The following is a 21,681-nucleotide window of genomic DNA, read 5'->3' on the forward strand; positions in this document are numbered from 1 at the left end:
CCTGAAAGAGGAGCAACACATGGGTTTTCTCGCCGGTAAGCGCGTACTGATCGTCGGTGTCGCCAGCAAGCTGTCCATCGCATCCGGCATCGCTGCCGCCATGCATCGCGAGGGCGCTGAGCTTGCCTTCACTTATCAGAACGACAAACTGAAAGGTCGTGTTGAAGAATTCGCCCAAGGCTGGGGTTCGAGCCCTGAGCTGTGCTTCCCGTGCGACGTGGCCAGCGATGAAGAAATCGCCAAGGTCTTCGAAGCGCTGAGCAAGAAGTGGGACGGCCTGGACTGCATCGTTCACTCCGTTGGTTTCGCCCCGGGCGACCAACTGGACGGCGACTTCACCGAAGCCACCACCCGTGACGGTTTCCGCATCGCTCACGACATCAGCGCCTACAGCTTCGTGGCCCTGGCCAAAGCCGGCCGTGAAATGATGAAGGGCCGCAACGGCAGCCTGCTGACCCTGTCGTACCTGGGCGCCGAGCGCACCATGCCGAACTACAACGTAATGGGCATGGCCAAGGCTTCGCTGGAAGCCGGCGTCCGTTACCTGGCCGGCTCCCTGGGCCCGGACGGCACCCGCGTCAACTGCGTATCGGCTGGCCCGATCCGTACCCTGGCAGCGTCGGGTATCAAGAACTTCCGTAAAATGCTGGCTGCCAACGAAGCGCAAACCCCGCTGCGTCGCAACGTCACCATCGACGAAGTCGGCAACGCCGGCGCCTTCCTGTGCTCCGACCTGGCGTCGGGCATCAGCGGCGAAATCATGTACGTCGACGGCGGCTTCAACACCACCGCCATGGGCAACATCGAAGAGTGATCTTCGCCTAGCCAATAAAAACCCGCCGATCTGGCGGGTTTTTTTATGCCCGCAACGCTGTCCCTGTGGGAGTGAGCCTGCTCGCGAAGAGGCCGGCACATTCAACAGAGATGTTGACTGACCGGACGCCTTCGCGAGCAGGCTCACTCCTACAGGGGATCTGCAGTGCATTGGCTAGCAGCGCTTCAGGGCCTGCTTGTGCGCATACATCGCGCCATCTGCATCCGCCAGCAATCGATCCACAGTGTCATGGCGTTTCGAATCATATTCGATCTGGCCCACACTGAAGCGGATCGCATAACCCCGGTGCAACGTGGCATTGCGCTCTTCGAGAATTTCCTTGAGCCGCGCCATGATCGTCGTGGTTTCGACATGGCTTGAACCTGTAAGCAGCGCAACAAATTCATCGCCGCCCAAGCGCCCGACCACATCGCTTTCGCGAAAGGCGATGCGCAGCACATCGGCGAAAGTCTTCAGCGCACTGTCGCCCTCGGCATGGCCATACAGATCGTTGATCTGTTTGAAGTCATTAAGGTCGAAAAACAGCAAGGTCGCCGGCCGTTTTATTCGCGCGCAGGCGTCAAGCGCATGCTGCGCCAGTTGCTTGAAACCACGGCGATTGGACAGCAAGGTCAATTCATCCATGCTCGCGATCTGCACAGCGGCCAGCTCTTGCTCGGCCATTTCCGCCAGGTCCCGCAATAACGCGCGCTCTTCCTGGTCGAGGTCGCGGGGCTTGGTGTCGATCAGGCACAGCGTGCCCATTTTATTGCCATTGGGCACGGTCAAAGGGTAACCGGCGTAGAAGCGAATGTTCGGCGCGCCCGTCACCAGCGGGTTGTCATGAAAGCGCACATCTTCGCGGGCGTCCGGTACCAACAACAGGCCGTCGTTAAGAATCGCATGGCCGCAGAATGAAACATCCCTCGGCGTCTCGCTGACATCAAGCCCCACACACGATTTGAACCACTGCCGATTGGTGTCGACCAGCGTCACCAGTGCAATCGGCACATTGAACAGGCGTTTCGCCAACCGCGTCAGTCGATCGAAACGCTCTTCAGGGGCGGAATCGAGCAGTTCGAGGCCGTGCAGCACCTGAATGCGTGCAGCCTCATTGGCAGGTTTTCCTGGAACCAGCATTAGCACACTCCATTGGCAACAATGCTTTTAAGCGTAGCGCTAATTCGCCGAGGGTTCACCTCATCAGATCCCCGCCACCGGACATGGCCCGCCCGCATCGGCCCACAGCTTGAATTGCGCGACAAAAATATCGTGCGGCACCGGCACGGGCGCACGCCCTGCCCCGGGATTCCAGCCCCACAGCACCAATTTGTCTTCGCTGACATGTTTGAGCAGCGCGGCAAAGTCGCGATCACCGTTGCTCGAACGATCCTTGATCATCGCGCAGAGCTTGTCCGGCGGCAGGCCGATCCAGGCCATTTTGTGCGCCGCCGGCGGCAGGCTCCAATGCGGTGCACCCGGTGGCGCATGCGGGCCATAACTGGCCGGCGGATTGTTTTCCGCGTGACAGGTTGCACAGGGCAAACCGGCCGCACCTTTGCCGTCCATACCGCGTACCACATTCATGGCGTGGGGGATGCCGGCGTCAAACTGCAATGGTGAATCACCGGGAATGTGACAGTTCTGGCAGCGCGGACTCTGGAAGACTTTCTGCACCGTGCCGAAGGCTTTCAGCGCTTCCTGATCATCGGCGAACAGGTCCGAGGCATAACCGCCCAGCCCCAGTAAAACCACCGTGCCCAACACTAGATGTCGTTTCATCTCACACCCCCGACAGTTGCAGCGGCAACTCGCGCAGGCGCTGCCCGGTCAGGGCAAACACCGCGTTGGCCACGGCTGGCGCGGTCGGCGGCACACCGGCCTCGCCGATGCCGCCGGGTTTGTCGCTGCTGGGCACGATGTGCACCTCGACCACCGGCATCTCGTTGAGCCGCAACACCTGATAATCGTGATAGTTGGACTGCACGACCGCGCCGTCCTTAAGCGTCAGTTTGCTGTGCAGCGCCATGCCCAGACCGAAAGTGATGCACGACTCCATCTGCGCGGCGATGCTTTGCGGATTCACCGCAATCCCGCAGTCCACCGCACAAACCACGCGGTGCACGCGAATCGCCAGATTGTCCTGCGACACCTCGGCGACCTGCGCCACGTAACTGCCGAATGACTCATGCACCGCCACGCCTAGGCCATGGCCATCCGGCAGCGGCGCTTTCCAGTTGGCTTTCTCCACCGCCAGATTGAGCACACCCAAATGCCGAGGATGATCCTTGAGCAACGTTCGTCGGTATTCGACCGGATCCTTGCCGGCCGCCGTGGCCATTTCATCGATCAGCGATTCCATGACAAACGCCGTGTGGCTGTGACCGACTGAGCGCAACCACAGCACATTGATACCGGTCTGCGGCGAATGCAGATCGACCTGATGATTGGCCAGGCCTTCAATGTAAGGGCTGTCGGAGACACCTTCGACCGACGTCGCGTCAACGCCGTTCTTGACCATGGTTTTTTCCAGCATCGTCCCGGCCATGATCGACTGCCCGACCAGCACATGCTGCCAGCTTGACGGCAAACCATCGGCGCCCAAACCGATCTTTGCCTTATGCAAAAACATCGAACGGTAATAACCGCCGCGAATATCGTCTTCGCGCGACCACACGGTTTTCACCGGCATCGCGGCGGCTTTCGCCACTTGCACCGCTTCAGCGACAAAGTCTGATGTCGGGTTGGCGCGGCGCCCGAAACCACCACCCAGAAACTCAGTGTGGATTTCGACCTGCTCCGGCTTCAGCCCGGTGATCTTGCCGGCGACCATTTGATCGAGTGTCTGAAACTGCGTACCGGTCCAGATCTCGCATTTCTCGGCGCTGATTTTCACCGTGCAATTGAGCGGTTCCATCGGCGCATGGGCCAGATACGGCACGCTGTATTCGACGTCGATCTTCTTCGCCGCTTTGCCGAAACTGCCTTTGGCATCCCCGGCCTGACTGGCTGACGTGCCTGGCGTCGCGGCCAGTTTGCGGAAACCCGCCAGCAATTTCTCGCTGCTCAGGTCCGCATGCGGGCCCAGATCCCAATCGACTTTCAGCGCGTCACGGCCGAGTTTCGCAGCCCAATAATGATCGGCAATCACCGCAACTCCGCTCGGCACCTGCAGCACTTTGTGCACGCCTGGCACCGCCAGCGCTTCGGCACCTTCGAACGATTTAACGCTGGCACCGAACACCGGCGCGCGGGCGACCATCGCCGTCATCAAGCCGTCAAACTGCACGTCCATGCCAAACTTGGCGCGACCAGTGATTTTCTCCGGCGTGTCGAGGCGTTTGGTCGGTTTGCCAATGATTTTCCAGTCCTTGGCTTCCTTGAAGGTGATCGACTTCGGATCCGGCACCGGCAGTTGCCCAGCGGCATCTGCCAGCTCGCCATAAGTCGCACGTTTATCACCGGCAATCACCACGCCCGATTCGGTGCGAATCGTCGACGGCGCCACCTCAAAGCGCTTCGCCGCCGCCTCGATCAGCATCTGCCGAGCGGTCGCGCCCGCTAGTCGATAACGGTCAAACTCCATCCACGTCGACGTTGAGCCGCCGGTAATCTGCATGCCGCCAAACCCCGGCATGCCGTAATCCGCCGCTGACGCCGGCGAGTGTTCAACGCGGATCTTCGACCAGTCCGCGTCCAGCTCTTCGGCAATCAACATGGTCAGGCCGGTCCAGATGCCCTGGCCCATTTCCGAATGGCCGAGCAAAACGGTGACGCTGTTGTCAGCCGCGATGCGCAGGAACGCATTCGGCGCAAACACCTTGCCTTCGTTCTCGGCCGCATAGGCAAACTTATGGCCGCCGGGGACGACAAACGCCACCACCAACCCACCGCCCAACACGGCGCTGCCCTTGAGAAAACCCCGACGCGATACAGGACTGTTCATCACCTATCTCCCACAGATTGAATCAGCCGATTTCCGATGCGCGTTTAACTGCTGCGCGAATGCGGGGATAGGTGCCGCAGCGGCAGATGTTGCCGGAGAGCGCCTGATCGATATCGCTGTCGGTGGGTTTGGGGATTTTCGCCAGTAGCGCGGCAGCCGACATGATCTGCCCTGACTGGCAGTAACCGCACTGCACCACGTCGAGTTCGGCCCAGGCTTGCTGCACCGGGTGCGAACCGTCGGTGGACAGGCCTTCGATGGTGAGGATTTTCTGGCCGTGGGCTACGGCGGTCGCGGGGGTGATGCAGGCGCGGAGCGGCGCGCCGTCAACGTGCACGGTGCAGGCCCCGCACTGGGCCATGCCACAGCCGAATTTGGTACCAGTCAGGTGCGCGACATCGCGCAGGACCCAGAGCAACGGCATGTCCGCGGGGACATCGAGCTCCTGATCCTTGCCATTGATATTCAAGGTCAGCATCGGGGAAATTCCTCAGACTCACGGTGTTCTGAAGGGGCGCCGCTGTGGCCGTCAATGCCTGTGCGCGCCTCGGCTTATCCCTTTCAGCAAAGCCTAATTTGCGCACGAAGCCAGACGTTGCGACCACCGGTCATGCAGATATTGGCTTTAATCCTACAGTTGATAACGGCTCGCACTGAGCCTGCACTGTAGAAAACTCGTCATGAGCGAAACCGGTCCGCGATCACCGCGCGGGTTATCCATCAGATTGGTCTGGAGTTGCGAATATGGGATTTGTCACCACAAAAGACGGCGTCGAGATTTTCTACAAGGATTGGGGTCCGAAAGACGCGCCGGTGATCCACTTCCACCACGGCTGGCCACTCAGCTCGGACGATTGGGATGCGCAGATGCTGTTTTTTCTGGGCAAAGGCTTCCGGGTGGTCGCCCATGATCGACGTGGGCACGGGCGTTCTAGCCAGGTCTGGGATGGCCACGATATGGACCATTACGCCGACGACACGCTGGCGGTGGTCGATCATCTGGGCCTGAAGAATGTCGTGCATGTCGGTCACTCGACCGGTGGCGGCGAGGTGATTCATTACATCGCCCGGCATGGCCAGGCCAATGTGGCCAAAGGCGTGCTGATCAGCGCGGTGCCGCCGCTGATGGTGCAGACCGAGAGCAATCTGGGTGGGCTGCCGAAGTCGGTGTTCGATGATTTTCAGGCGCAGTTGGCGGCGAACCGGGCGCAGTTCTATCGGGATATTCCGACCGGGCCGTTTTATGGCTACAACCGGCCAGGCGCCACGCCTTCGGAGGGGATTATTGCCAACTGGTGGCGGCAAGGGATGATTGGCGGGGCGAAGGCGCATTACGACGGGATCGTCGCGTTTTCGCAGACCGATTTCACCGAGGACTTGAAGAAGGTCACGGTGCCGGTGCTGGTGATGCATGGCGAGGATGATCAGATTGTGCCGTATGCGAACTCGGGGCCGCTTTCGGCGAAGTTGTTGCCCAATGGCACGCTGAAGTCATATCCGGGGTTTCCGCACGGAATGCCGACGACGGAGGCCGAAACGATCAACGCGGATCTGCTGGCGTTTATTCGCGGCTGAAATCATTGGCAGCCTTACACTCCCCCCCCGTGGGAGCGAGCCTGCTCGCGAAAGCAATCTGTCAGTTGAACTTGAGCTGAATGACCCACCGCTTTCGCGAGCAGGCTCGCTCCCACAGGGGGATGTGATTGGGCTCACGTCCATTATTCTTCTGTGCGACTTGTACTCTCGCGATCACGCTCGTAGTGGTGAGCCAGTGGCAGCGCCGGTAGCCACGACTCGCGGCGGAGGGTCCAGAGTTCGTAGGTGGGTTTGAACTGATTAGGCTCATCGAGCGATCCGACGTTTACCTCTACTTCATCTTCGGAACGCGTGAACACCGGTGAGCCGCAGCGCGGGCAGAAAAAGCGCCCGTTGTAGTCGCGGGTTTCGCCGGTGACCTTCAGCGCATCCTCGGGAAATATCGCCGAGGTGCCGAACAGCGCGCCGTGGCGTTTGCGACAGTCGAGGCAGTGGCAGATGCCGACGCGGTAGGGTTGACCTGTCACTTCGAAACGGACATCGCCGCAAAGGCATCCGCCAGTCAATCGATTCATGTCACACCTCCTCTTCAGAATTTGAAATTACCGACAGCCCTCACCCTAACCCTCTCCCAGAGGTAGAGGGAACTCACCGCGCTGAATGTGCAAGTTGCACCGACTTGAGATACCGAGTCGAACTCAGTTTTTGAAAGGCCTGGAGATCTGCTCCCTTTCCCCCTCGCCCCCTTTGGGGGAGAGGGCTGGGGTGAGGGGGGAATCGCACTGACACACCGCAAACCCCAAAGCCCCCGCCATCCCGTACTTTCATCAATAAACACAACGCCGTGATCGCGTTTAAAACACACAAACCGTTACGCCATCCTACCTACAACACCTTGCGTCGTTACCTACGCGTACGCCAGAATCCGCCGGCTTACACGGCTATGGGCCGGGCTATATCGTTTGCCTGTCACTGCAAAACAGTGATCGGGTTTGGTAGCCCGCTTTAAATTGTCGTTGTTGCGACACCGTCGATGCTGTCTCCTTTTTTTGAGGTATGGCTTTGTATGGTGGGCATGCGTGGGGCTCATCCGTGAGCGCCGGGTTACCCAATTTGACCGGTCTACCAACCTGCGCATGGCCGCCACCCGCCGTTTGGTAGCGAGGGTGATGGCTCCCATTTTTTCAAATTGGAGCTTTATCTATGTTCAAGATCACGCCAAATCCACCGATCACCGACCCAATCCCTCACGACCCCGCGCTCAACCCGCAAAAGGTCAAAGAGGCAACCGACCGCGCCCTCGACTATTACCTTCGACCCGATGCACTGGGTGCTCCACCAGGCTCGCCTCCATTTCGCCCGGTCTATCTGGTCGACCCCACGCTGGATGAAGAAACCCTGTTGGTCGAAGCCTGTGAGTCGCTTTCATACGCCCACTCCATGGCGGGTAACATCGCCAATTCGATAGGCGGCCCGGAGCGCAAACCACTGCTGGCGCTGCAACAGGTGATCATGCTGAACGAGCTGTTGGTCAATCGACTGCTGGACAAGCTGCGCGTACCGCAATAATCATCAGACCGAATAAGTGAGGGGTTACCCCTCACTTTCGCGTTTGCTCCCTCTGTCGATTAATGAACAGAACTCATCAAACCATCCCGATTTACCCGTCTAGTCCTCACCAGTCACCTCCCTTACTGTTCTCCCCACGCCCAACGGGAGATCGACATGCACAAGCGCACACTCGGCAACAGTTCACTCGAAGTATCCGCCCTCGGCTTTGGCTGCATGGGCCTGAGCCATGGCTACGGCCCGGCCACGGATATTCAGAGAATCGCAGAACCGCAGTGGACGGAGCCTTTCACGATGGCCACTGACACACGCAGCAGCGCAACCCTCCCCGCACTCATGGCGCTCTGCCTGAGCGTTGGGTCGATGTTTAGCCTTACCACTCAAGCAGCCGAGGCACCGAAATCCATGACCACCCCGCAAACCACCGCACAAGCCCTGCCGAGCAAACAACAGACGATTCCACTGATTGCTGCGTTCATGGCGACCAGCGACATGCCCAACCTCAACGCGGCCCTCAACCAAGGACTGGACGCTGGCCTGACGATCAGCGAAACCCGGGAAATTCTCGTGCAGCTCTACGCCTATGTAGGTTTCCCGCGCAGCCTCAATGCCTTGAATGAATTCATGTCCGTGGTGCAGGCGCGCAAACAACGCGGCATCGAAGATGCGCCGGGGCGTGAGCCGAGCCAGGCGATTCCAGTCGGGGATGAACTGCTGGCGGCCGGCACCGCGAATCAAACGAAGATCTCGGGCGCTCCGGTCAAAGGCCCGGTGTTCGAGTTCGCCCCAGTCATCAACCGGTTCCTGCAAACCCACCTGTTCGGCGACATCTTCGAACGCGACAACCTCGACTGGCAAAGCCGCGAACTGGCTACCGTCGGCGCGCTGGCAGCGACGCCGGGCGTGGAACCGCAACTGCGCGCGCATATGGCGGCAAGCTTGCGCGTCGGGCTCAGCGCGGCACAGTTGGGCGAGGTCACTGCACAGCTGAAAAAGCACGGTGACGCGCAAACTGCCGAACGTGCGAATGCAGCGCTGAAAGAGGTTGTGGCGGCGTTGAAAAAATAATCGGCGTTCGGGGTTGTCGTGGATGCGCTGATCTGCAAACCCTGATGGGGCGCTTCTGCGATCAGCGTCCATACTGTGGTTTTTCAATCGTCGGGACACCGCCATGCCCTCCCCCGAATCCAGCCTTCTGCAGAGCTGGCACGACAACGCTGATGCCTGGATCGAAGTGATCCGCAGCGGTGCCATCGAAAGTCGGCAGCAGGTCACCGATCAGTCAATTCTGCTCGCGATCATGAGCCGGCAGCCGCAGCGTGTGCTGGATCTGGGTTGCGGCGAAGGCTGGTTGTTGCGGGCGCTGACGGATCGGGGGATTGAAGCCGTGGGTGTGGATGGCGATGCGCGGCTGGTCGAGGCAGCGCGTTTGGCAGGAGCGGCGCAGGTGCATGTGGCCAGCTATGAAGCGCTGGTCGATGGGACGGTCGACATCGGGCGCGACTATGACCTGGTGTGCGCCAATTTCTCGCTACTGCATCAAGACATCATTCCGCTGCTTGCCGCGATGAATGCCTTGCTTGTTCCCGGAGGTGTTGTGGTCATTCAGACATTGCATCCGTGGGCTGTGGCGGCTGGGGATTACCAGGATGGCTGGCGCGAAGAAACCTTCGCCGGGTTCAAAGGCCAATGGCAGCCGATGCCGTGGTATTTCCGCACGTTGTCGAGTTGGCTGAATGCGCTCGATATGGCCGGGTACCAGCTGGCCGGCCTGCAAGAGCCACAACACCCGCAAAGTCCGCTGCCGCAGTCGTTGCTGATGGTTGCCGAGCGCCGCTGAAATTTCAGTAACAGCACCACACGGTGGGAGCGAGCTTGCTCGCGAAAGCGGTGTGTCAGGCAACGCAGATTCCGACTGTGCCGACGCCTTCGCGAGCAAGCTCGCTCCCACAGGGTTTTGCGTTAACCAAATATCCAGGGAACGCTGCTGCCCATTGTGGGAGCGAGCCTGCTCGCGAAAGCGGTGTGTCAGGCAATACAAATGCAGACCGTGCTGACGCCTTCGCGAGCAGGCTCGCTCCCACAGGGATCTATGCGGTTTGCGGGATCATCTGCGTGTCATGGATGCGGTACTGCGCCAGCAGGCGCATGACGTAGCCGATCTTGATCAGGGTCGGGCCGAGGATGGTCAGGGCGTGCATCGCCACCAGCAGTGCAATCGGCATCTGGCCATTGTAGAGGTAGGCGCCGTAGATGCCGGTCAGCAGCATGACCAGACCGGCGACGAGGACTTTGCTCGACAGGTGCAGAACGTTCAGCGGGCTTTCGAAGAAAGTGAGCATGGTGGCGTACTCCTGATCGGTTCGTTGTTTACGTTAAGTAAATCAAGTCCTGTGCCAGTTTTTAAAAGCAACAAAATCATTCACTTGCAACATAACGAGTCAATTTGACACCACTCCACCCATGTCAATTTGACCCACAATCTTGTCATTACGACTACACCCAGACAGAAACCAATAACCCTCCACCTAAAAGCAAACCAATATCATTTGCGCGGCCGCTCTCCTTTTTGCTTTAATCGCGACCCATTCCTATTTAGACCTACACCGGTCGCCCTGGACGTTTGCGCTGATGACCGTCGCCGATGCTTCGCACGTGCAAAATCTCTACCTCAGCCACCATCGCTGGCTGCACGAGCTATTGCGTCGACGCCTGAGCAACGCAATGGATGCTGCCGACCTCGCCCACGACACCTTCATCCGTGTGCTCAAGCGCCCGCAATCGTTCAATGGCGAAGTTCACGAGCGCTCCTATCTGGCGACCATCGCCCGGGGCTTGTGCATCGATCACTGGCGCCGCCGACAACTTGAACAGACCTGGCTGGAGACCCTCGCCAGGCGCCCTCCCGCCTTGCAGCCGTCACCCGAACAGCAGGCGATCATCGTCGAAACCCTGCACGAAGTGGACGCCATGCTGCAGCGCCTGCCGCAACGGGTCAGCGCGGCATTCATCCTCGCGCAACTGCACGGCATGCCTTACAAACTGATTGCCGAACAGATTGGCGTCAGCGAGCGGATGATCAAGAAATATCTGGCACAGGCGATGATGCATTGCGCGATCCTCGAAGCTGAACTCGACGGCTTGCTGATTGAATAGCCCCGAGAACAAGCTCAGCCATGCCAGCCTTGAACAGGCCGCCAACTGGTACGTGCAATTGCATGACGAGCAGGTCGCCGAGCCTGAGCGTCTGCGCTGGCAGGCGTGGCTGGCGCAAAGTCCCGAGCATCAGGCGGCGTGGCGTTACGTAGAACGAGTTGGGCAACGTTTCGCGCCATTGCAGAACGAAAGCGAAGCCGTCAGCCATACCCTGCGCACCAGCGCGCGCAGTTCGATCAGCCGCCGTCAGTCGCTCAAGGGCTTGCTGATTCTCGCGGCCACCGGGCTGGCGGGCTGGACGGTCGGGCGCAACACGCCGCTGCTGGACCCGGTCGAACGCTTAAGCGCTGACCTCTCCACTGGCACCGGGGAAACCCGCGAAGCCACGCTAAGCGACGGCAGTCGCATCTGGCTCAACGCCTTGAGCGCGTTGAACGTGCGTTTCGATGCGCATCAGCGCTTGCTGCAATTACGTGCCGGTGAAGTGCTGATCGATACCGCGAAAGACCTCGGCCGAACCTTTTTGGTCGAGACCGAACAGGGCCGGATGCGTGCGCTGGGAACGCGTTTCAGCGTGCGCCAGACGGATCGCAACACCGTGCTCAATGTCTACGAAGGAGCCGTTGAGGCCAGCAATCGTCAGGGCGAAAGCCAAGTGGTTCAGGCTGGCCAGCAACTACTGTTCAGCGCCGGGCAGCTATCCACCGCATCCGCAGCGGATCCATCCCGCGAATCGTGGCGCCGGGGCCTGTTGCTGGCCGATAACCTGCCGCTGGGCGAGCTGATCGAAGAACTCAGCCAATATCGGCCGGGGCATCTGCATTGCGATCCGGCCGTGGCCGCGCTGCCGGTGATGGGTTCGTTCCCGCTCAAGGACACTGATCAGGCCTTGCGTCTGCTGGAAGCGGCGCTGCCGATCCGCGTCGATAAAACCTTCAACTGGTGGGTCAGTGTCGGGCCGAAAGGCTGATTTTTTTCACATCACGGTTCCCTTTTCTCGGGTTCATTCGGTTAACCCACAGCAGCCCTCATTTCGTTGATAAACCCCGGAATCTCCATGTTGCGCTCCCCCCTCGCCCGCACCCGTTTTGCCTTGGCCATGGCGTTTGCCGTGCCAGGATTGTGCGCGTCAATGGCGACAGCGGATCAGGCGCAGAAGCAGCATTACTCAGTCGCGCCTGGTTCCTTGGTCGCGGTACTCAACCGCTTCGCCGAACAGAGCGGTGTGTTTATCGCCGGTCACAACGATCTGGCGGCGGACAAACGCAGCCCCGGCATCAGCGGTGATTACACCCCGCAACAGGCCCTGCAAATCCTTCTTGAGGGCAGCGGACTGCACGCTCAGCAACAGAGCGGCGGCGGTTATGTCCTGCGTAGCAGCCCTTCCGCAGACCCACTGCAACTTGACGCCACCACCATCAGCGGCAAAACCCTCGGCGCTATCACCGAAGGCACTCACGCCTACACTACCGGCCTCAGCGCATCCGCCACTGGCCTGCCGCTGTCCCTGCGCGACACCCCGCAATCGGTCACGGTGATCACCCGCCAGCAACTCGACGATCAGGGCGCCAACGGCATTGCCGAGGTGTTGCGCCGCGCGCCGGGGATCAGCGTGCAAAACTACGACAGCGAGCGCTGGGAATTTTCCAGCCGTGGCGCGCCGATCACCAATTTCCAGTACGACGGGGTCAACACCGATTACGACGGGGTCTACGATTACGGCACCACCAGCACCGACATGGCGACCTTTGATCGCGTCGAAATCATCAAGGGTGCCACGGGATTGATGACCGGTTCAGGCGACCCGTCGGCCACGGTCAATCTGATCCGTAAACGTCCGACGCCCGCGTTCAAAGCCGCACTCAGCGGCGGCGTTGGTTCGTGGGACAACTACCGCAGCGAGTTCGATGTCTCCGGGCCGCTAAGCGAAAACCTGCGCGCACGCTTCGTCAGCGTTCATCAGCAGCGCAGCGCTTACGCCGATCACTACCAGAACAGCAAGGACATCGCCTACGCCGTCGTCGAAGCCGATCTGAACCCGGACACTCTGCTGACGCTGGGTTTCGACCAACAAAACACCCGCTCACGCGGCGCCACCTGGACCGGTTTTCCGATGTTCTACAGCGATGGCTCGCGAACGAATTTCTCGCGCTCGTTCAACCCGGCAACCGACTGGAGCCGCCGCGATTTCATCAACCAGACCCTGTTCGCCTCCGTCACCCGGCAACTGCCAAACGACTGGATCATGAAGCTCAGCTACGACCGCAGACACCGCGAGCACGACACCCTGCTCGGCTCCGCCAGCGGCGGTAATCCGGACCCGGCGACCGGAGATGGCATGTTCCTCTACATGGGCAAATTCAAGGGCGACGAGGTGCAGGACAACGTCGATATCAACCTTGGCGGGCCGTTCAGCCTGCTCGGTCGCGAGCATCAATTGCTCGTAGGTTTCATGGCGATGAACACGCGCCAGGACAACCCGGTCTACGGCTCGGTGTACCCGCCGCTGGACGCCAGCATTTTCGATTGGCACGGCGAATTCGCCAAACCGGATATCCCGCAAATCGGCACGGACGCCATCCGCCAGCGCCAGACCGGCGCGTACGTTTCTACCCGCTTCAAGGCCAGCGATAATCTGGCGCTGATCGTCGGTGGACGGGTCAGCGACTTCAGCGCCAGCGACCACCTCGATTACAACGACCCGAACACCGCCAATGTCCGCGATGGCTACCGCCAGACCGGGGTGGTCACACCTTATGCGGGTGCGGTCTACGACCTCGATGACACCTACTCGATCTACACCAGTTACACGCGCATCTATCAACCGCAACTGAGCAAGAACGCCGCGCGCCAGGTGCTCGATCCGGTGCAAGGCGATAGCTACGAAGCGGGGATAAAAGCCGAATACTTCGACGGCCGGCTAAACGCCAGTTTTGCCGTGTTCCGCATCGAGCAGGACAACGTCGCCGAACAGGTCAGCGGCTTCGACAATCAGGCGGTGTACCGCGCCGTGCAAGGCGCGACCACCAAAGGCTTCGAGTTCGAACTGGCCGGTGAAATCGCCGACGGCTGGAACCTCTCCGCCGGCTACGCCTACAACCACACCCGCGACGCCAAAGGGAATCCCGTTTACGCCTCGATTCTGCAAACTACCGCGCCCGAGCAATTGGTCCGAGTGTTTAGCAGCTATCGCCCGTCGGGTGTCTGGCAAAACCTGACCCTGGGCGGCGGCGTCAGTTGGCAGAGCGAATTCTTCGGCAACGTCTTTCAGCCAGCAGTGGGCCAGAACGTACGCATCACTCAGGACAGCTATTACCTGGTCGATGCGATGGCGCGCTATCGCTTCAACGAGCACCTGAGCACTTCGCTCAACATCAAGAACCTGTTCGACAAGAGCTACTACACCGGCCTTGGCAACTTCGGCACCGGTTTCTACGGCGAACCGCGCAGCCTGCAACTGGCTGCGCGCTGGGATTTCTGACGCACGGCAACTTGTCGATCTACGGCACCGGCAATCGACCTAGGACTGACTACGCTGTTATTCCAGCGTGTCTAACCTGCCGAGGATGACTGCCATGCAACGCTTTCAGAAACTCACGCCCTGCCTGTGGTTCGACGATCAGGCCGAAGCGGCCGCGAAGTTTTACTGCTCGATCTTCGATCACTCGAAAATCACCGGCCTGACCCACTACAGCAAGGTCGGCCAGGAATTTCACGGCAAGCCGGAAGGTGCGGTGATGACCGTCAGCTTCGAACTCGATGGCCAGGCCTTCACCGGGCTCAACGGTGGACCGATGTTCAAATTCAGCGAGGCGATCTCGTTTCAGGTCAATTGCCAGAACCAGGAAGAAGTCGACCATTTCTGGGGCAACCTGTCCGAGGGTGGCCCGGTCGAAGCCCAACAATGTGGTTGGCTCAAAGACAAGTTCGGCGTGTCGTGGCAGATCGTCCCCGTGGCGTTCATGCACATGATGCTCGATGCCGACACCAGCAAATCACAGCGAGCGATGCAGGCCATGTTCACGATGAAAAAACTCGACATTGCCGAACTCGAACGGGCCTTTGCCGGCCAGAGCTAATACACTGGCGCACTGGCCTGCCGGGAATAACAACGATGAAACACGCTGCCGCCAAAAACCCTGAAAAAGCCCCGCGTTTCTGGCGCGACGCGGCACTGCCGTTCATTGAAGCGCGAGCCATCGCCGATGGCCGCGAGGTCTGCTATGCGCGGCATTCCCACGCGCATTTCTCCATCGGTGCGATCACCGCCGGGCGCAGCAGCTATGTGCATGAACAGGCACAGTTCGAAGTCGCGGCGGGCACCGTGGTGCTGATGAATCCCGGCGATGTGCATGCGTGCAATCCGATCGATGATCAGCCGTGGTCGTACGTGATGCTCTACGTCGAGACGCCTTGGCTGACGGATTTGCAGCATCAGTTGGGCTTTGCCAGTGATCTTGAGTTTCGGCGCTTTTCCACCACACACCTTGATGACGCTGCGCTGTTCAACGAACTGAACGGGCTGTATCAAACGTTAATCGACCCGCAACAGGATGTGCTGCGCAAGCAAAGCGCTGCAGTGGAATTTTTCAGCGATCTGCAACTGCGTTTGAACCCCGCCGGCCCCTCTCTGCGCGAGCCAAATTTCAAACTGGAACGCGCTGCAGACTTCATCCGCGAGCACTGCACCGACTTGCTGAACCTCGATGACATCTGCGCGGCGGCACAGCTGTCACCCTCATACCTGATCCGCGCCTTCAGACAGCATTACGGCATGACGCCCCACGCGTTTCTGGTCAACCAGCGCATCCAGTTCGCCCGCGAGCGTTTGCGCAGCGGGCAGTTGATTGCCGATGTAGCGCTTGAGGCCGGGTTTGCCGATCAGGCGCATTTTCAGCGGGCGTTCAAGCAGCATCTGGCGGCAACGCCCGGCCAGTACCGCGGCTGACACGTCATCTGAAACCCAACACTTCCCCCTGTGGGAGCGTGCTTGCTCGCGAAAGCGTTGGTTCAGTCAGTTCATTCATCGACTGATACACCGCTTTCGCGAGCAAGCTCGCTCCCACTGGGTCAGATGACACAACTCTGGCCATGACTTTCAGATATTGACATATCGGTAAATTCCGATATCTTCGCGGCATGGAACTACTCGAAATCTTCAAAGCCCTCTCGAACCGGACACGCCTGGAAATCCTCAAAGGACTGAAGGATCCCGAGAAACACTTTCCTCCCCAGGATGAAGGTGACGTGCACACGGTGGGCGTTTGCGTCAGCAGTATTCAGGAAGGCGTCGGGCTGTCGCAGTCGACGGTGTCTGATTATCTGGCGACGCTGCAACGCGCCGGCCTGGTGGAAGTCAGGCGTATCGGCCAATGGACCTATTACAAACGAAACGAAGCTGCGATCAGCGCACTGGCCGAGATCATCGGCAGCGAGCTGTGATTTTTTAGCCCATGATATCGAGATTTCCCGATATCCCTTTTTACCGAAACGAGGCAATGCAATGAAAGCGATGATCCTTACATCATTTGGCGGCGCGCAATCGTTCGAACTGTGTGAAGTGCCCAAGCCAGTGCCGCAGGCGGGCGAAGTCCTGGTGCGGGTGCACGCCACCTCCATCAATCCGCTGGATTATCAGGTGCGCCGTGGCGACTATGCCGATCTGGTGCCCCTGCCAGCCATCACCGGTCACGACGTCTCTGGCGTTGTCGAAGCCGTCGGGCCCGGGGTGAAGGCGTTCGCACCAGGTGACGAAGTCTGGTACACCCCGCAAATATTCGACGGCCCGGGCAGTTATGCCGAGTACCACGTCGCGGCCGAAAGCATTGTCGGCAAGAAGCCGCCCGCGCTGAGTCACCTTGAAGCGGCCAGCCTGAGCCTGGTTGGCGGAACGGCGTGGGAAGCGCTGGTCGTGCGGGCGGCGCTCAGAGTCGGCGAAACCATTCTGGTCCACGGTGGCGCGGGCGGCGTCGGTCATGTCGCGATTCAACTGGCCAAAGCCATTGGCGCGAAGGTGTTCACCACCGTGCGTGAAGGCAATTTCGAGTTCGCCAGGCAGATGGGCGCCGATGTGCTGATCAACTACGAGAACGAGGATTACGTCGAAGCGATCCTGCGGGAAACCGATGGCCACGGCGTCGATGTGGTGTTCGACACCATCGGCGGCGGCACCTTGGCGCGCAGCCCCGACGCCCTCGCACAGCTTGGCCGCGTGGTGTCGATTGTCGACCTTGCCCAACCACAAAACCTGATTCAGGCCTGGGGCAAGAACGCCAGTTATCACTTCGTTTTCACCCGGCAGAACCGCGGCAAGCTCGACGAGCTGAGCGCATTGATCGCCAACGGTCAGTTACGGCCACACGTTGGCGCGGTCTATTCGCTGGCCGACATCGGCCTCGCCCATGCCCTGCTCGAAACGCCCAACAATGGGGTTCAAGGGAAAATCGCGATTGCTGTTGCGCCGTCGCCCGAACTCGCCAATCGCTGAACTCAATGCCAGGAGAACACCATGATTTATGAAATCGCTTTACTGCCCGTTCACACAGGGAAAACCGAAGCCTTCCGGCAGGCATTTTCCAAGGTAGAACCCCTACTCAGCCGCGCCAAGGGTTACGGCGGCCACCTGCTCGCGCAAGGGATCGAAACGCCCGAGGTATTCAATCTGATCGTGCGCTGGCAATCCCTCGAAGATCACACGCCGGGGTTTGAAGCGAGTGAGGATCATCGGTTATTCATGCTGGGTCTAGAGGAATATTTTGCCGAAGAGCCGAAGGTTTATCACATTGAGGGCGGCGCCTTTCAGCAGCCGTTCAACTAACCTGCGGCAGTGACGCCCGATCAATGTGGGAGCGAGCTGGCTCGCTCCCACAGGGTCATGTGAACAACAGGTAGATTGCGCTCAATGCCAACAGCCCTGCCATGGTCCGATTGAACCAACGCATCCCCGCCGCATTGCTCAAATACCCCCGCAAAAACGTCCCGGCATACGCCCAGCAACCAACCGACAGATAACAGATCACCAGATACACCGCCGCAAACTGCCACACCAGCTGTGCCTCGCCATCGGCGACAAACGCGCCCATCCCTGCGACACACGCCAGCCAGGCTTTCGGGTTGAGCCATTGCATCACCGCGCCATAGAGCATCGATGGCGCCCGGGCAGAATCCTTTGCATTCAACTGCCCGTCGTCCAGGGCCAGTTTCCACGCCATGAACAGGAGAAACGCGACACCGGCCAGTTGCACCACCCGGGTCATGAACGGCCAGAGCTTGAGCACCTCGTGCAGGCCCAGCCCCATCAGCACCAGCAGCAACACAAACCCTAACGTGGCCCCGGCGACATGCCGCTGACTGGCGCGAAAACCGAACTGCGCCCCGGAACTTAACGCAACAATGTTCACCGGCCCCGGCGTGATCGACGCCGCCAGCGCAAACGCCGCCATGGAAACAATCAGACTCATCGCACACCTGCTTCAAATCGAGGAACAAGGTGCACACGGTATCGAGCGCCCGATCCCCGGTATTGAAGAAAATGCCCCTGACGACACAAATCCCCTGTGGGAGCGAGCCTGCTCGCGAAAGCGGTGGATCATTCAATGCTGCATTGACAGAACAATCCCATTCGCGAGCAAGCTCGCTCCCACATAAAAATCGCCGCTCAGTCCAGGCGCGGCACGGTGAAGCGGAACTCGCTGCCCTGCCCCGGTTCGCTCTCGGCGAAGATCCGCCCACCGTGGGCTTCGACGATGCCTTGGGTGATGTACAAACCCAGCCCCGTGCCGGTCGGGTTGCCCTCTTTCACCGTCCAGTAACGGTCAAACACATGCGGCAAATGTTCCTTGGGAATGCCTTCGCCACTGTCGCGCACGGTGAAGACGATGTCATCGCCGACAGACGTGGCCTGCACGCCGACCGTACCGAGGCGCGGGGTGAATTTGATGGCGTTGCCGACCAGATTGGACAGCACCTGAAACAGCCGCTCGGGGTCGGCGTGAATGCGCAAATCAGGATCGGCGTCGAAGGAAATGCTGATGTCCTTGTCCAGTGCCAGCGGCGCGAGCAACGCCTGCGCTTCCTCGAACATCTGCCCGACGTCAAGTTTCTGCGGGGTGATCGAGTAGCGGCCGGCGTCGATTTTCGAGGTGTCGAGCAAATCCTCCAGCAGGGTGTTCATGCGTCCGGCGGCCTGTTGCATGGTGTCGATGGCCGTGGAAATGCGCCGCGAAGTGTGCGGGCCGTCCGAGCTGAAGGCCTTCTGCATCATGCCGCAGAGCATCGAAATCACGGTCATCGGATTACGCAGATCGTGTGACACCACGGCCACCAGCTCATCGCGGGCGCGCACCGCTTCCTGCTCGCGGCGCACCTGCCGAGCCAGATCATTTTCCAGTGCCGAACGCCGTAGATCGTTGGCGGCAAACAAATCACCGGGGCTCCACTTGGCGGAGATCCCAGCCATCTCGACTTTCCAGATTTCAAACGAGGTGCGCGGGCGCAAGCGCAGGCCGGCATCGGAGTTTTCCAGGTCCAGCGGCTTGCGCGGATCGCCGCTCCAGTTGATGTTTTCCTTCACCTCCGGACGGAACCAGAACACACCGTTGTCCACCGGTTTCGGCAAGCTCATGGCGAGCACGCCGCTGGCCACCGGCTGATACTGCGCGGCCGGCGGGTAGACGCTGGCCAGATGATGACTGGCAAACACCGCCTCACCGCTGTCCTGCAACCACTTGTGCAAGGCGCGGATTTCTTCCGGCTCCGGGCAGTTGCCGTAACGGTGCAGTTGCTTGTCTTCGATGATCGCGATACCGCCGGCATTGGTCAGCGCCATCAGGGTCTGTGGCTGATTGGCGAGGCCGTCGAAGACATTCTGCGGCGAGTCGATCATCGCTTGATTGAGCAGCGCCAATGCCTCGACCTTTTCTTCGCGCTGACGGCTGATCTCCAGCGCTTCCATGGCGCTGATCTGCAGCGACAGCACCTGGCCGATGGTCTGACACGCCGCGCGCAATTCGTGCGGCACGTGCAGTGGCTGGCGATTGCCGCAACTGATCAGGCCCCAAAGCTTGTTGCCCTTGAGCAGGGAAATGCTCATCGACGAAAGAACGCCCATGTTCTTCATGTACTGGCAGTGAATCGGCGACACGCTGCGCAGCGTGGCAAAACTCAGGTCCAGCGGCGTGTTCGTGTCCGGGCGCAGCTTTGGCAGCAGCGGCACCGGTTGGTAGTCGGCATTGGGGATGATCCGCAGCCAGTTGGTGCGATACAGCTCGCGCGCCTGCTCGGGAATGTCCGACGCCGGGAAAAACAGGCCATTGAACACTTCCATCGACGGGTCGGAGGCTTCGGCGATGACCTGACCGTGGCCCTCCTCCTCGAAACGATAGATCAGCACCCGGTCGTAACCGGTCATGGCCTGGATTTCCTTGACGCTGATGTCGTACAGCGCCTGCAACGTGGTGGCCGCTTGCAGACGCTGGAGCATGCGCCCCAGATGGGTAGGGTTGCCGGCAACATTGCGTGGCTGGAAATTTTCCACGTGGATTTCCAGTTCCAGAATCAGCACGCCCTGATGGCGATGCAGCAAGCCCTCGAACGCGGTGCCATTAAGCCTGAAGTGCAGCGGCGGTGCGTCGGACAACGCCGGTTGCAGCAAGGCTTCGCGTACTTGTGCGGCCTCGGTGTTGCCGATCAGATTTTCCAGCGGCTGGCCGATCACGCTTTGCGGTGCGCGGGCCAGCAGGGTTTCGACGTTGGCGCTGACCTGAATGATCGCCAGGTCAGGCTCGCTCAGGGTCAGCAGCAGACCGTGAGGCTGGATCGCACCGGGGAAACGAATCGGCTCGTCGGCACAGTTGGCCAGCAGTTCTTCAAAGGCTTCTTTGTCTTGCGGGTTCATGCCAGTACCTCCCGGCTTTCGAGCCAGCGCTCGAAACAGCTGAATGTGGTTTGTGCTGCCGTGACCACAGCGGCGCGCTCGGCGGCGCTCATTGGCCGACTGCCGAGGTATTCGATGAAGTCACGCCAGCGCCGGCCCGTGGCGGCACCGTAGATATCGAGAAAAGCCGCGCCGTTGTTGGCTTCCAGGCCTAACCGGGTAGAGATTTCCCGGCGCAGAATCTGCCCGCCGAGCGTCGCACCCTCGAGGACGTAGAGCACGCCAAGGCAGGCAGCGCTTGAGTCGATGATCGGCAATTGCTCGCACTGCGACAGGCCTTGCAGCGCTGCGGCAGATACGCCCAACGCGTGCAGATCAGTGCGCAAAGTTGACGCTTTGAGTCGAGGCGTCAGATCAAAATCGGCAGGAATTGCATCGCTGCGGAGCAAGGCGTTTTCCAGCGGCAGATAGAAGCCGTAATAAGCCTGCATCAGCCGCACAAAAGCCTGGGTATCGAGGGTGTCGGAGAAAAAAGGAAGGCGTTTTTCCAGTGCGATGTGCAGTTCGGCAGTGCCGGCTCGCAGATCTTGCAGCACCGGTGGCACATAAACTTCACGGGCCTTTGCTTGCATGTAGATCGCTCTTGGTGGGGCCGCCTGGGGCCAAACAGGGTGAGTGCAACGTCGGCGAAATCTTACACGGCTATCGCGGTTTCTGACCGGATGGATAGCTTTTTCTGCCGAGGCCATCACCCTCTGATTCATTCAGAGTGAAGGCATCTGCAAA

General features: G+C 59.9%; 22 protein-coding genes. 13 read left to right on the top strand and 9 right to left on the bottom strand.

What is annotated here, in order from left to right:
* Positions 1 to 19: 19 nt before the first annotated feature.
* Positions 20 to 814: an enoyl-ACP reductase FabI gene (fabI, locus tag ACZ0A4_RS11590; protein ID WP_007910591.1), complete on the top strand. Its 795-nt coding sequence runs from the start codon at positions 20 to 22 to the stop codon at positions 812 to 814.
* 174 nt (positions 815 to 988) lie between these two features.
* On the opposite strand, the gene ACZ0A4_RS11595 is transcribed toward fabI, so the two are convergent.
* The 4 genes from ACZ0A4_RS11595 to ACZ0A4_RS11610 all read right to left on the bottom strand — a co-directional run bounded on the left by ACZ0A4_RS11595 (position 989) and on the right by ACZ0A4_RS11610 (position 5,238).
* Positions 989 to 1,954 carry a GGDEF domain-containing protein gene (locus tag ACZ0A4_RS11595; RefSeq protein ID WP_463574785.1) on the bottom strand — a complete coding sequence of 322 codons (966 nt, stop codon included), beginning with the start codon at positions 1,952 to 1,954 and terminating at the stop codon, positions 989 to 991.
* A gap of 63 nt (positions 1,955 to 2,017) precedes the next feature.
* Positions 2,018 to 2,596 carry a hypothetical protein gene (locus ACZ0A4_RS11600; protein WP_463574786.1) on the bottom strand — a complete coding sequence of 193 codons (579 nt, stop codon included), beginning with the start codon at positions 2,594 to 2,596 and terminating at the stop codon, positions 2,018 to 2,020.
* A 1-nt stretch (position 2,597) separates the two neighbouring features.
* Positions 2,598 to 4,760: a xanthine dehydrogenase family protein molybdopterin-binding subunit gene (locus ACZ0A4_RS11605; RefSeq protein ID WP_463574787.1), complete on the bottom strand. Its 2,163-nt coding sequence runs from the start codon at positions 4,758 to 4,760 to the stop codon at positions 2,598 to 2,600.
* Between the two features lie 22 nt (positions 4,761 to 4,782).
* Complete coding sequence (locus ACZ0A4_RS11610) at positions 4,783 to 5,238, bottom strand: (2Fe-2S)-binding protein (protein ID WP_003224136.1); 456 nt, start codon at positions 5,236 to 5,238, stop codon at positions 4,783 to 4,785.
* 266 nt (positions 5,239 to 5,504) lie between these two features.
* On the opposite strand from ACZ0A4_RS11610, the gene ACZ0A4_RS11615 reads away from it, so the two are divergent.
* The gene (locus ACZ0A4_RS11615) at positions 5,505 to 6,335 is read left to right on the top strand and encodes an alpha/beta fold hydrolase (RefSeq protein ID WP_463574789.1); all 831 of its coding nucleotides are present in this window, start codon (positions 5,505 to 5,507) and stop codon (positions 6,333 to 6,335) included.
* Positions 6,336 to 6,478: 143 nt separating this feature from the next.
* On the opposite strand, the gene ACZ0A4_RS11620 is transcribed toward ACZ0A4_RS11615, so the two are convergent.
* On the bottom strand, positions 6,479 to 6,871 hold the full coding sequence (locus ACZ0A4_RS11620; protein ID WP_463574790.1) for a GFA family protein: 393 nt from the start codon (positions 6,869 to 6,871) through the stop codon (positions 6,479 to 6,481).
* A gap of 628 nt (positions 6,872 to 7,499) precedes the next feature.
* On the opposite strand from ACZ0A4_RS11620, the gene ACZ0A4_RS11625 reads away from it, so the two are divergent.
* The 3 genes from ACZ0A4_RS11625 to ACZ0A4_RS11635 all read left to right on the top strand — a co-directional run bounded on the left by ACZ0A4_RS11625 (position 7,500) and on the right by ACZ0A4_RS11635 (position 9,705).
* Positions 7,500 to 7,865, top strand: coding sequence for a DUF6124 family protein (locus tag ACZ0A4_RS11625; RefSeq protein WP_463574791.1), 366 nt, complete (start codon positions 7,500 to 7,502; stop codon positions 7,863 to 7,865).
* 156 nt (positions 7,866 to 8,021) lie between these two features.
* Positions 8,022 to 8,933 carry a carboxymuconolactone decarboxylase family protein gene (locus ACZ0A4_RS11630; protein ID WP_463574792.1) on the top strand — a complete coding sequence of 304 codons (912 nt, stop codon included), beginning with the start codon at positions 8,022 to 8,024 and terminating at the stop codon, positions 8,931 to 8,933.
* 103 nt (positions 8,934 to 9,036) lie between these two features.
* Entirely contained in the window at positions 9,037 to 9,705 is a 669-nt protein-coding gene (locus tag ACZ0A4_RS11635) for a class I SAM-dependent methyltransferase (protein ID WP_463574793.1), read from the top strand.
* 250 nt (positions 9,706 to 9,955) lie between these two features.
* Here ACZ0A4_RS11635 and ACZ0A4_RS11640 read toward each other — a convergent pair whose 3' ends face one another.
* Entirely contained in the window at positions 9,956 to 10,207 is a 252-nt protein-coding gene (locus ACZ0A4_RS11640) for a transmembrane sensor/regulator PpyR (protein WP_463574794.1), read from the bottom strand.
* A 289-nt stretch (positions 10,208 to 10,496) separates the two neighbouring features.
* On the opposite strand from ACZ0A4_RS11640, the gene ACZ0A4_RS11645 reads away from it, so the two are divergent.
* From ACZ0A4_RS11645 to ACZ0A4_RS11680, 8 genes are all read left to right on the top strand, one after another.
* The gene (locus ACZ0A4_RS11645) at positions 10,497 to 11,021 is read left to right on the top strand and encodes a sigma-70 family RNA polymerase sigma factor (RefSeq protein WP_463574795.1); all 525 of its coding nucleotides are present in this window, start codon (positions 10,497 to 10,499) and stop codon (positions 11,019 to 11,021) included.
* A complete protein-coding gene (locus ACZ0A4_RS11650; RefSeq protein ID WP_463574796.1) occupies positions 11,014 to 11,991 on the top strand; it encodes a FecR domain-containing protein in 978 nt (325 codons plus the stop codon). Before ACZ0A4_RS11645 ends, ACZ0A4_RS11650 begins: the two co-directional genes overlap by 8 nt.
* Positions 11,992 to 12,078: 87 nt before the next feature.
* The gene (locus ACZ0A4_RS11655; RefSeq protein WP_463574797.1) at positions 12,079 to 14,502 is read left to right on the top strand and encodes a TonB-dependent siderophore receptor; all 2,424 of its coding nucleotides are present in this window, start codon (positions 12,079 to 12,081) and stop codon (positions 14,500 to 14,502) included.
* A 94-nt stretch (positions 14,503 to 14,596) separates the two neighbouring features.
* Positions 14,597 to 15,100: a VOC family protein gene (locus ACZ0A4_RS11660; protein WP_463574798.1), complete on the top strand. Its 504-nt coding sequence runs from the start codon at positions 14,597 to 14,599 to the stop codon at positions 15,098 to 15,100.
* Between the two features lie 35 nt (positions 15,101 to 15,135).
* Entirely contained in the window at positions 15,136 to 15,969 is an 834-nt protein-coding gene (locus tag ACZ0A4_RS11665; RefSeq protein WP_463574799.1) for a helix-turn-helix transcriptional regulator, read from the top strand.
* A 191-nt stretch (positions 15,970 to 16,160) separates the two neighbouring features.
* Positions 16,161 to 16,463, top strand: coding sequence for an ArsR/SmtB family transcription factor (locus ACZ0A4_RS11670; RefSeq protein ID WP_077572353.1), 303 nt, complete (start codon positions 16,161 to 16,163; stop codon positions 16,461 to 16,463).
* A 61-nt stretch (positions 16,464 to 16,524) separates the two neighbouring features.
* Positions 16,525 to 17,508, top strand: coding sequence for a zinc-dependent alcohol dehydrogenase family protein (locus ACZ0A4_RS11675; protein ID WP_463574801.1), 984 nt, complete (start codon positions 16,525 to 16,527; stop codon positions 17,506 to 17,508).
* A 21-nt stretch (positions 17,509 to 17,529) separates the two neighbouring features.
* Entirely contained in the window at positions 17,530 to 17,838 is a 309-nt protein-coding gene (locus ACZ0A4_RS11680) for an antibiotic biosynthesis monooxygenase family protein (RefSeq protein WP_463574802.1), read from the top strand.
* A 55-nt stretch (positions 17,839 to 17,893) separates the two neighbouring features.
* Here the strand turns inward: ACZ0A4_RS11680 and ACZ0A4_RS11685 are convergent, their stop codons facing one another.
* The 3 genes from ACZ0A4_RS11685 to ACZ0A4_RS11695 all read right to left on the bottom strand — a co-directional run bounded on the left by ACZ0A4_RS11685 (position 17,894) and on the right by ACZ0A4_RS11695 (position 21,527).
* Entirely contained in the window at positions 17,894 to 18,481 is a 588-nt protein-coding gene (locus tag ACZ0A4_RS11685) for a LysE family translocator (protein WP_463574803.1), read from the bottom strand.
* A gap of 197 nt (positions 18,482 to 18,678) precedes the next feature.
* Positions 18,679 to 20,916 (bottom strand): ATP-binding protein, encoded by a 2,238-nt coding sequence (locus ACZ0A4_RS11690; protein ID WP_463574805.1) that lies wholly within the window; start codon positions 20,914 to 20,916, stop codon positions 18,679 to 18,681.
* Entirely contained in the window at positions 20,913 to 21,527 is a 615-nt protein-coding gene (locus tag ACZ0A4_RS11695) for a biliverdin-producing heme oxygenase (protein ID WP_463574806.1), read from the bottom strand. The genes ACZ0A4_RS11690 and ACZ0A4_RS11695 overlap by 4 nt, the downstream gene beginning before the upstream one ends.
* Positions 21,528 to 21,681 lie beyond the last annotated feature (154 nt).

The organism is Pseudomonas sp. AC172 (assembly GCF_979258595.1).

Excerpts from the sequence above, each read along its gene's own strand:
- fabI (WP_007910591.1), top strand. The coding sequence starts at position 20 with ATGGGTTTTCTCGCCGGTAAGCGCGTACTGATCGTCGGTGTCGCCAGC.
- ACZ0A4_RS11595 (WP_463574785.1), bottom strand. The coding sequence starts at position 1,954 with ATGCTGGTTCCAGGAAAACCTGCCAATGAGGCTGCACGCATTCAGGTG.
- ACZ0A4_RS11600 (WP_463574786.1), bottom strand. The coding sequence starts at position 2,596 with ATGAAACGACATCTAGTGTTGGGCACGGTGGTTTTACTGGGGCTGGGC.
- ACZ0A4_RS11605 (WP_463574787.1), bottom strand. The coding sequence starts at position 4,760 with ATGAACAGTCCTGTATCGCGTCGGGGTTTTCTCAAGGGCAGCGCCGTG.
- ACZ0A4_RS11610 (WP_003224136.1), bottom strand. The coding sequence starts at position 5,238 with ATGCTGACCTTGAATATCAATGGCAAGGATCAGGAGCTCGATGTCCCC.
- ACZ0A4_RS11615 (WP_463574789.1), top strand. The coding sequence starts at position 5,505 with ATGGGATTTGTCACCACAAAAGACGGCGTCGAGATTTTCTACAAGGAT.
- ACZ0A4_RS11620 (WP_463574790.1), bottom strand. The coding sequence starts at position 6,871 with ATGAATCGATTGACTGGCGGATGCCTTTGCGGCGATGTCCGTTTCGAA.
- ACZ0A4_RS11625 (WP_463574791.1), top strand. The coding sequence starts at position 7,500 with ATGTTCAAGATCACGCCAAATCCACCGATCACCGACCCAATCCCTCAC.
- ACZ0A4_RS11630 (WP_463574792.1), top strand. The coding sequence starts at position 8,022 with ATGCACAAGCGCACACTCGGCAACAGTTCACTCGAAGTATCCGCCCTC.
- ACZ0A4_RS11635 (WP_463574793.1), top strand. The coding sequence starts at position 9,037 with ATGCCCTCCCCCGAATCCAGCCTTCTGCAGAGCTGGCACGACAACGCT.
- ACZ0A4_RS11640 (WP_463574794.1), bottom strand. The coding sequence starts at position 10,207 with ATGCTCACTTTCTTCGAAAGCCCGCTGAACGTTCTGCACCTGTCGAGC.
- ACZ0A4_RS11645 (WP_463574795.1), top strand. The coding sequence starts at position 10,497 with ATGACCGTCGCCGATGCTTCGCACGTGCAAAATCTCTACCTCAGCCAC.
- ACZ0A4_RS11655 (WP_463574797.1), top strand. The coding sequence starts at position 12,079 with ATGTTGCGCTCCCCCCTCGCCCGCACCCGTTTTGCCTTGGCCATGGCG.
- ACZ0A4_RS11660 (WP_463574798.1), top strand. The coding sequence starts at position 14,597 with ATGCAACGCTTTCAGAAACTCACGCCCTGCCTGTGGTTCGACGATCAG.
- ACZ0A4_RS11665 (WP_463574799.1), top strand. The coding sequence starts at position 15,136 with ATGAAACACGCTGCCGCCAAAAACCCTGAAAAAGCCCCGCGTTTCTGG.
- ACZ0A4_RS11670 (WP_077572353.1), top strand. The coding sequence starts at position 16,161 with ATGGAACTACTCGAAATCTTCAAAGCCCTCTCGAACCGGACACGCCTG.
- ACZ0A4_RS11675 (WP_463574801.1), top strand. The coding sequence starts at position 16,525 with ATGAAAGCGATGATCCTTACATCATTTGGCGGCGCGCAATCGTTCGAA.
- ACZ0A4_RS11680 (WP_463574802.1), top strand. The coding sequence starts at position 17,530 with ATGATTTATGAAATCGCTTTACTGCCCGTTCACACAGGGAAAACCGAA.
- ACZ0A4_RS11685 (WP_463574803.1), bottom strand. The coding sequence starts at position 18,481 with ATGAGTCTGATTGTTTCCATGGCGGCGTTTGCGCTGGCGGCGTCGATC.
- ACZ0A4_RS11690 (WP_463574805.1), bottom strand. The coding sequence starts at position 20,916 with ATGAACCCGCAAGACAAAGAAGCCTTTGAAGAACTGCTGGCCAACTGT.
- ACZ0A4_RS11695 (WP_463574806.1), bottom strand. The coding sequence starts at position 21,527 with ATGCAAGCAAAGGCCCGTGAAGTTTATGTGCCACCGGTGCTGCAAGAT.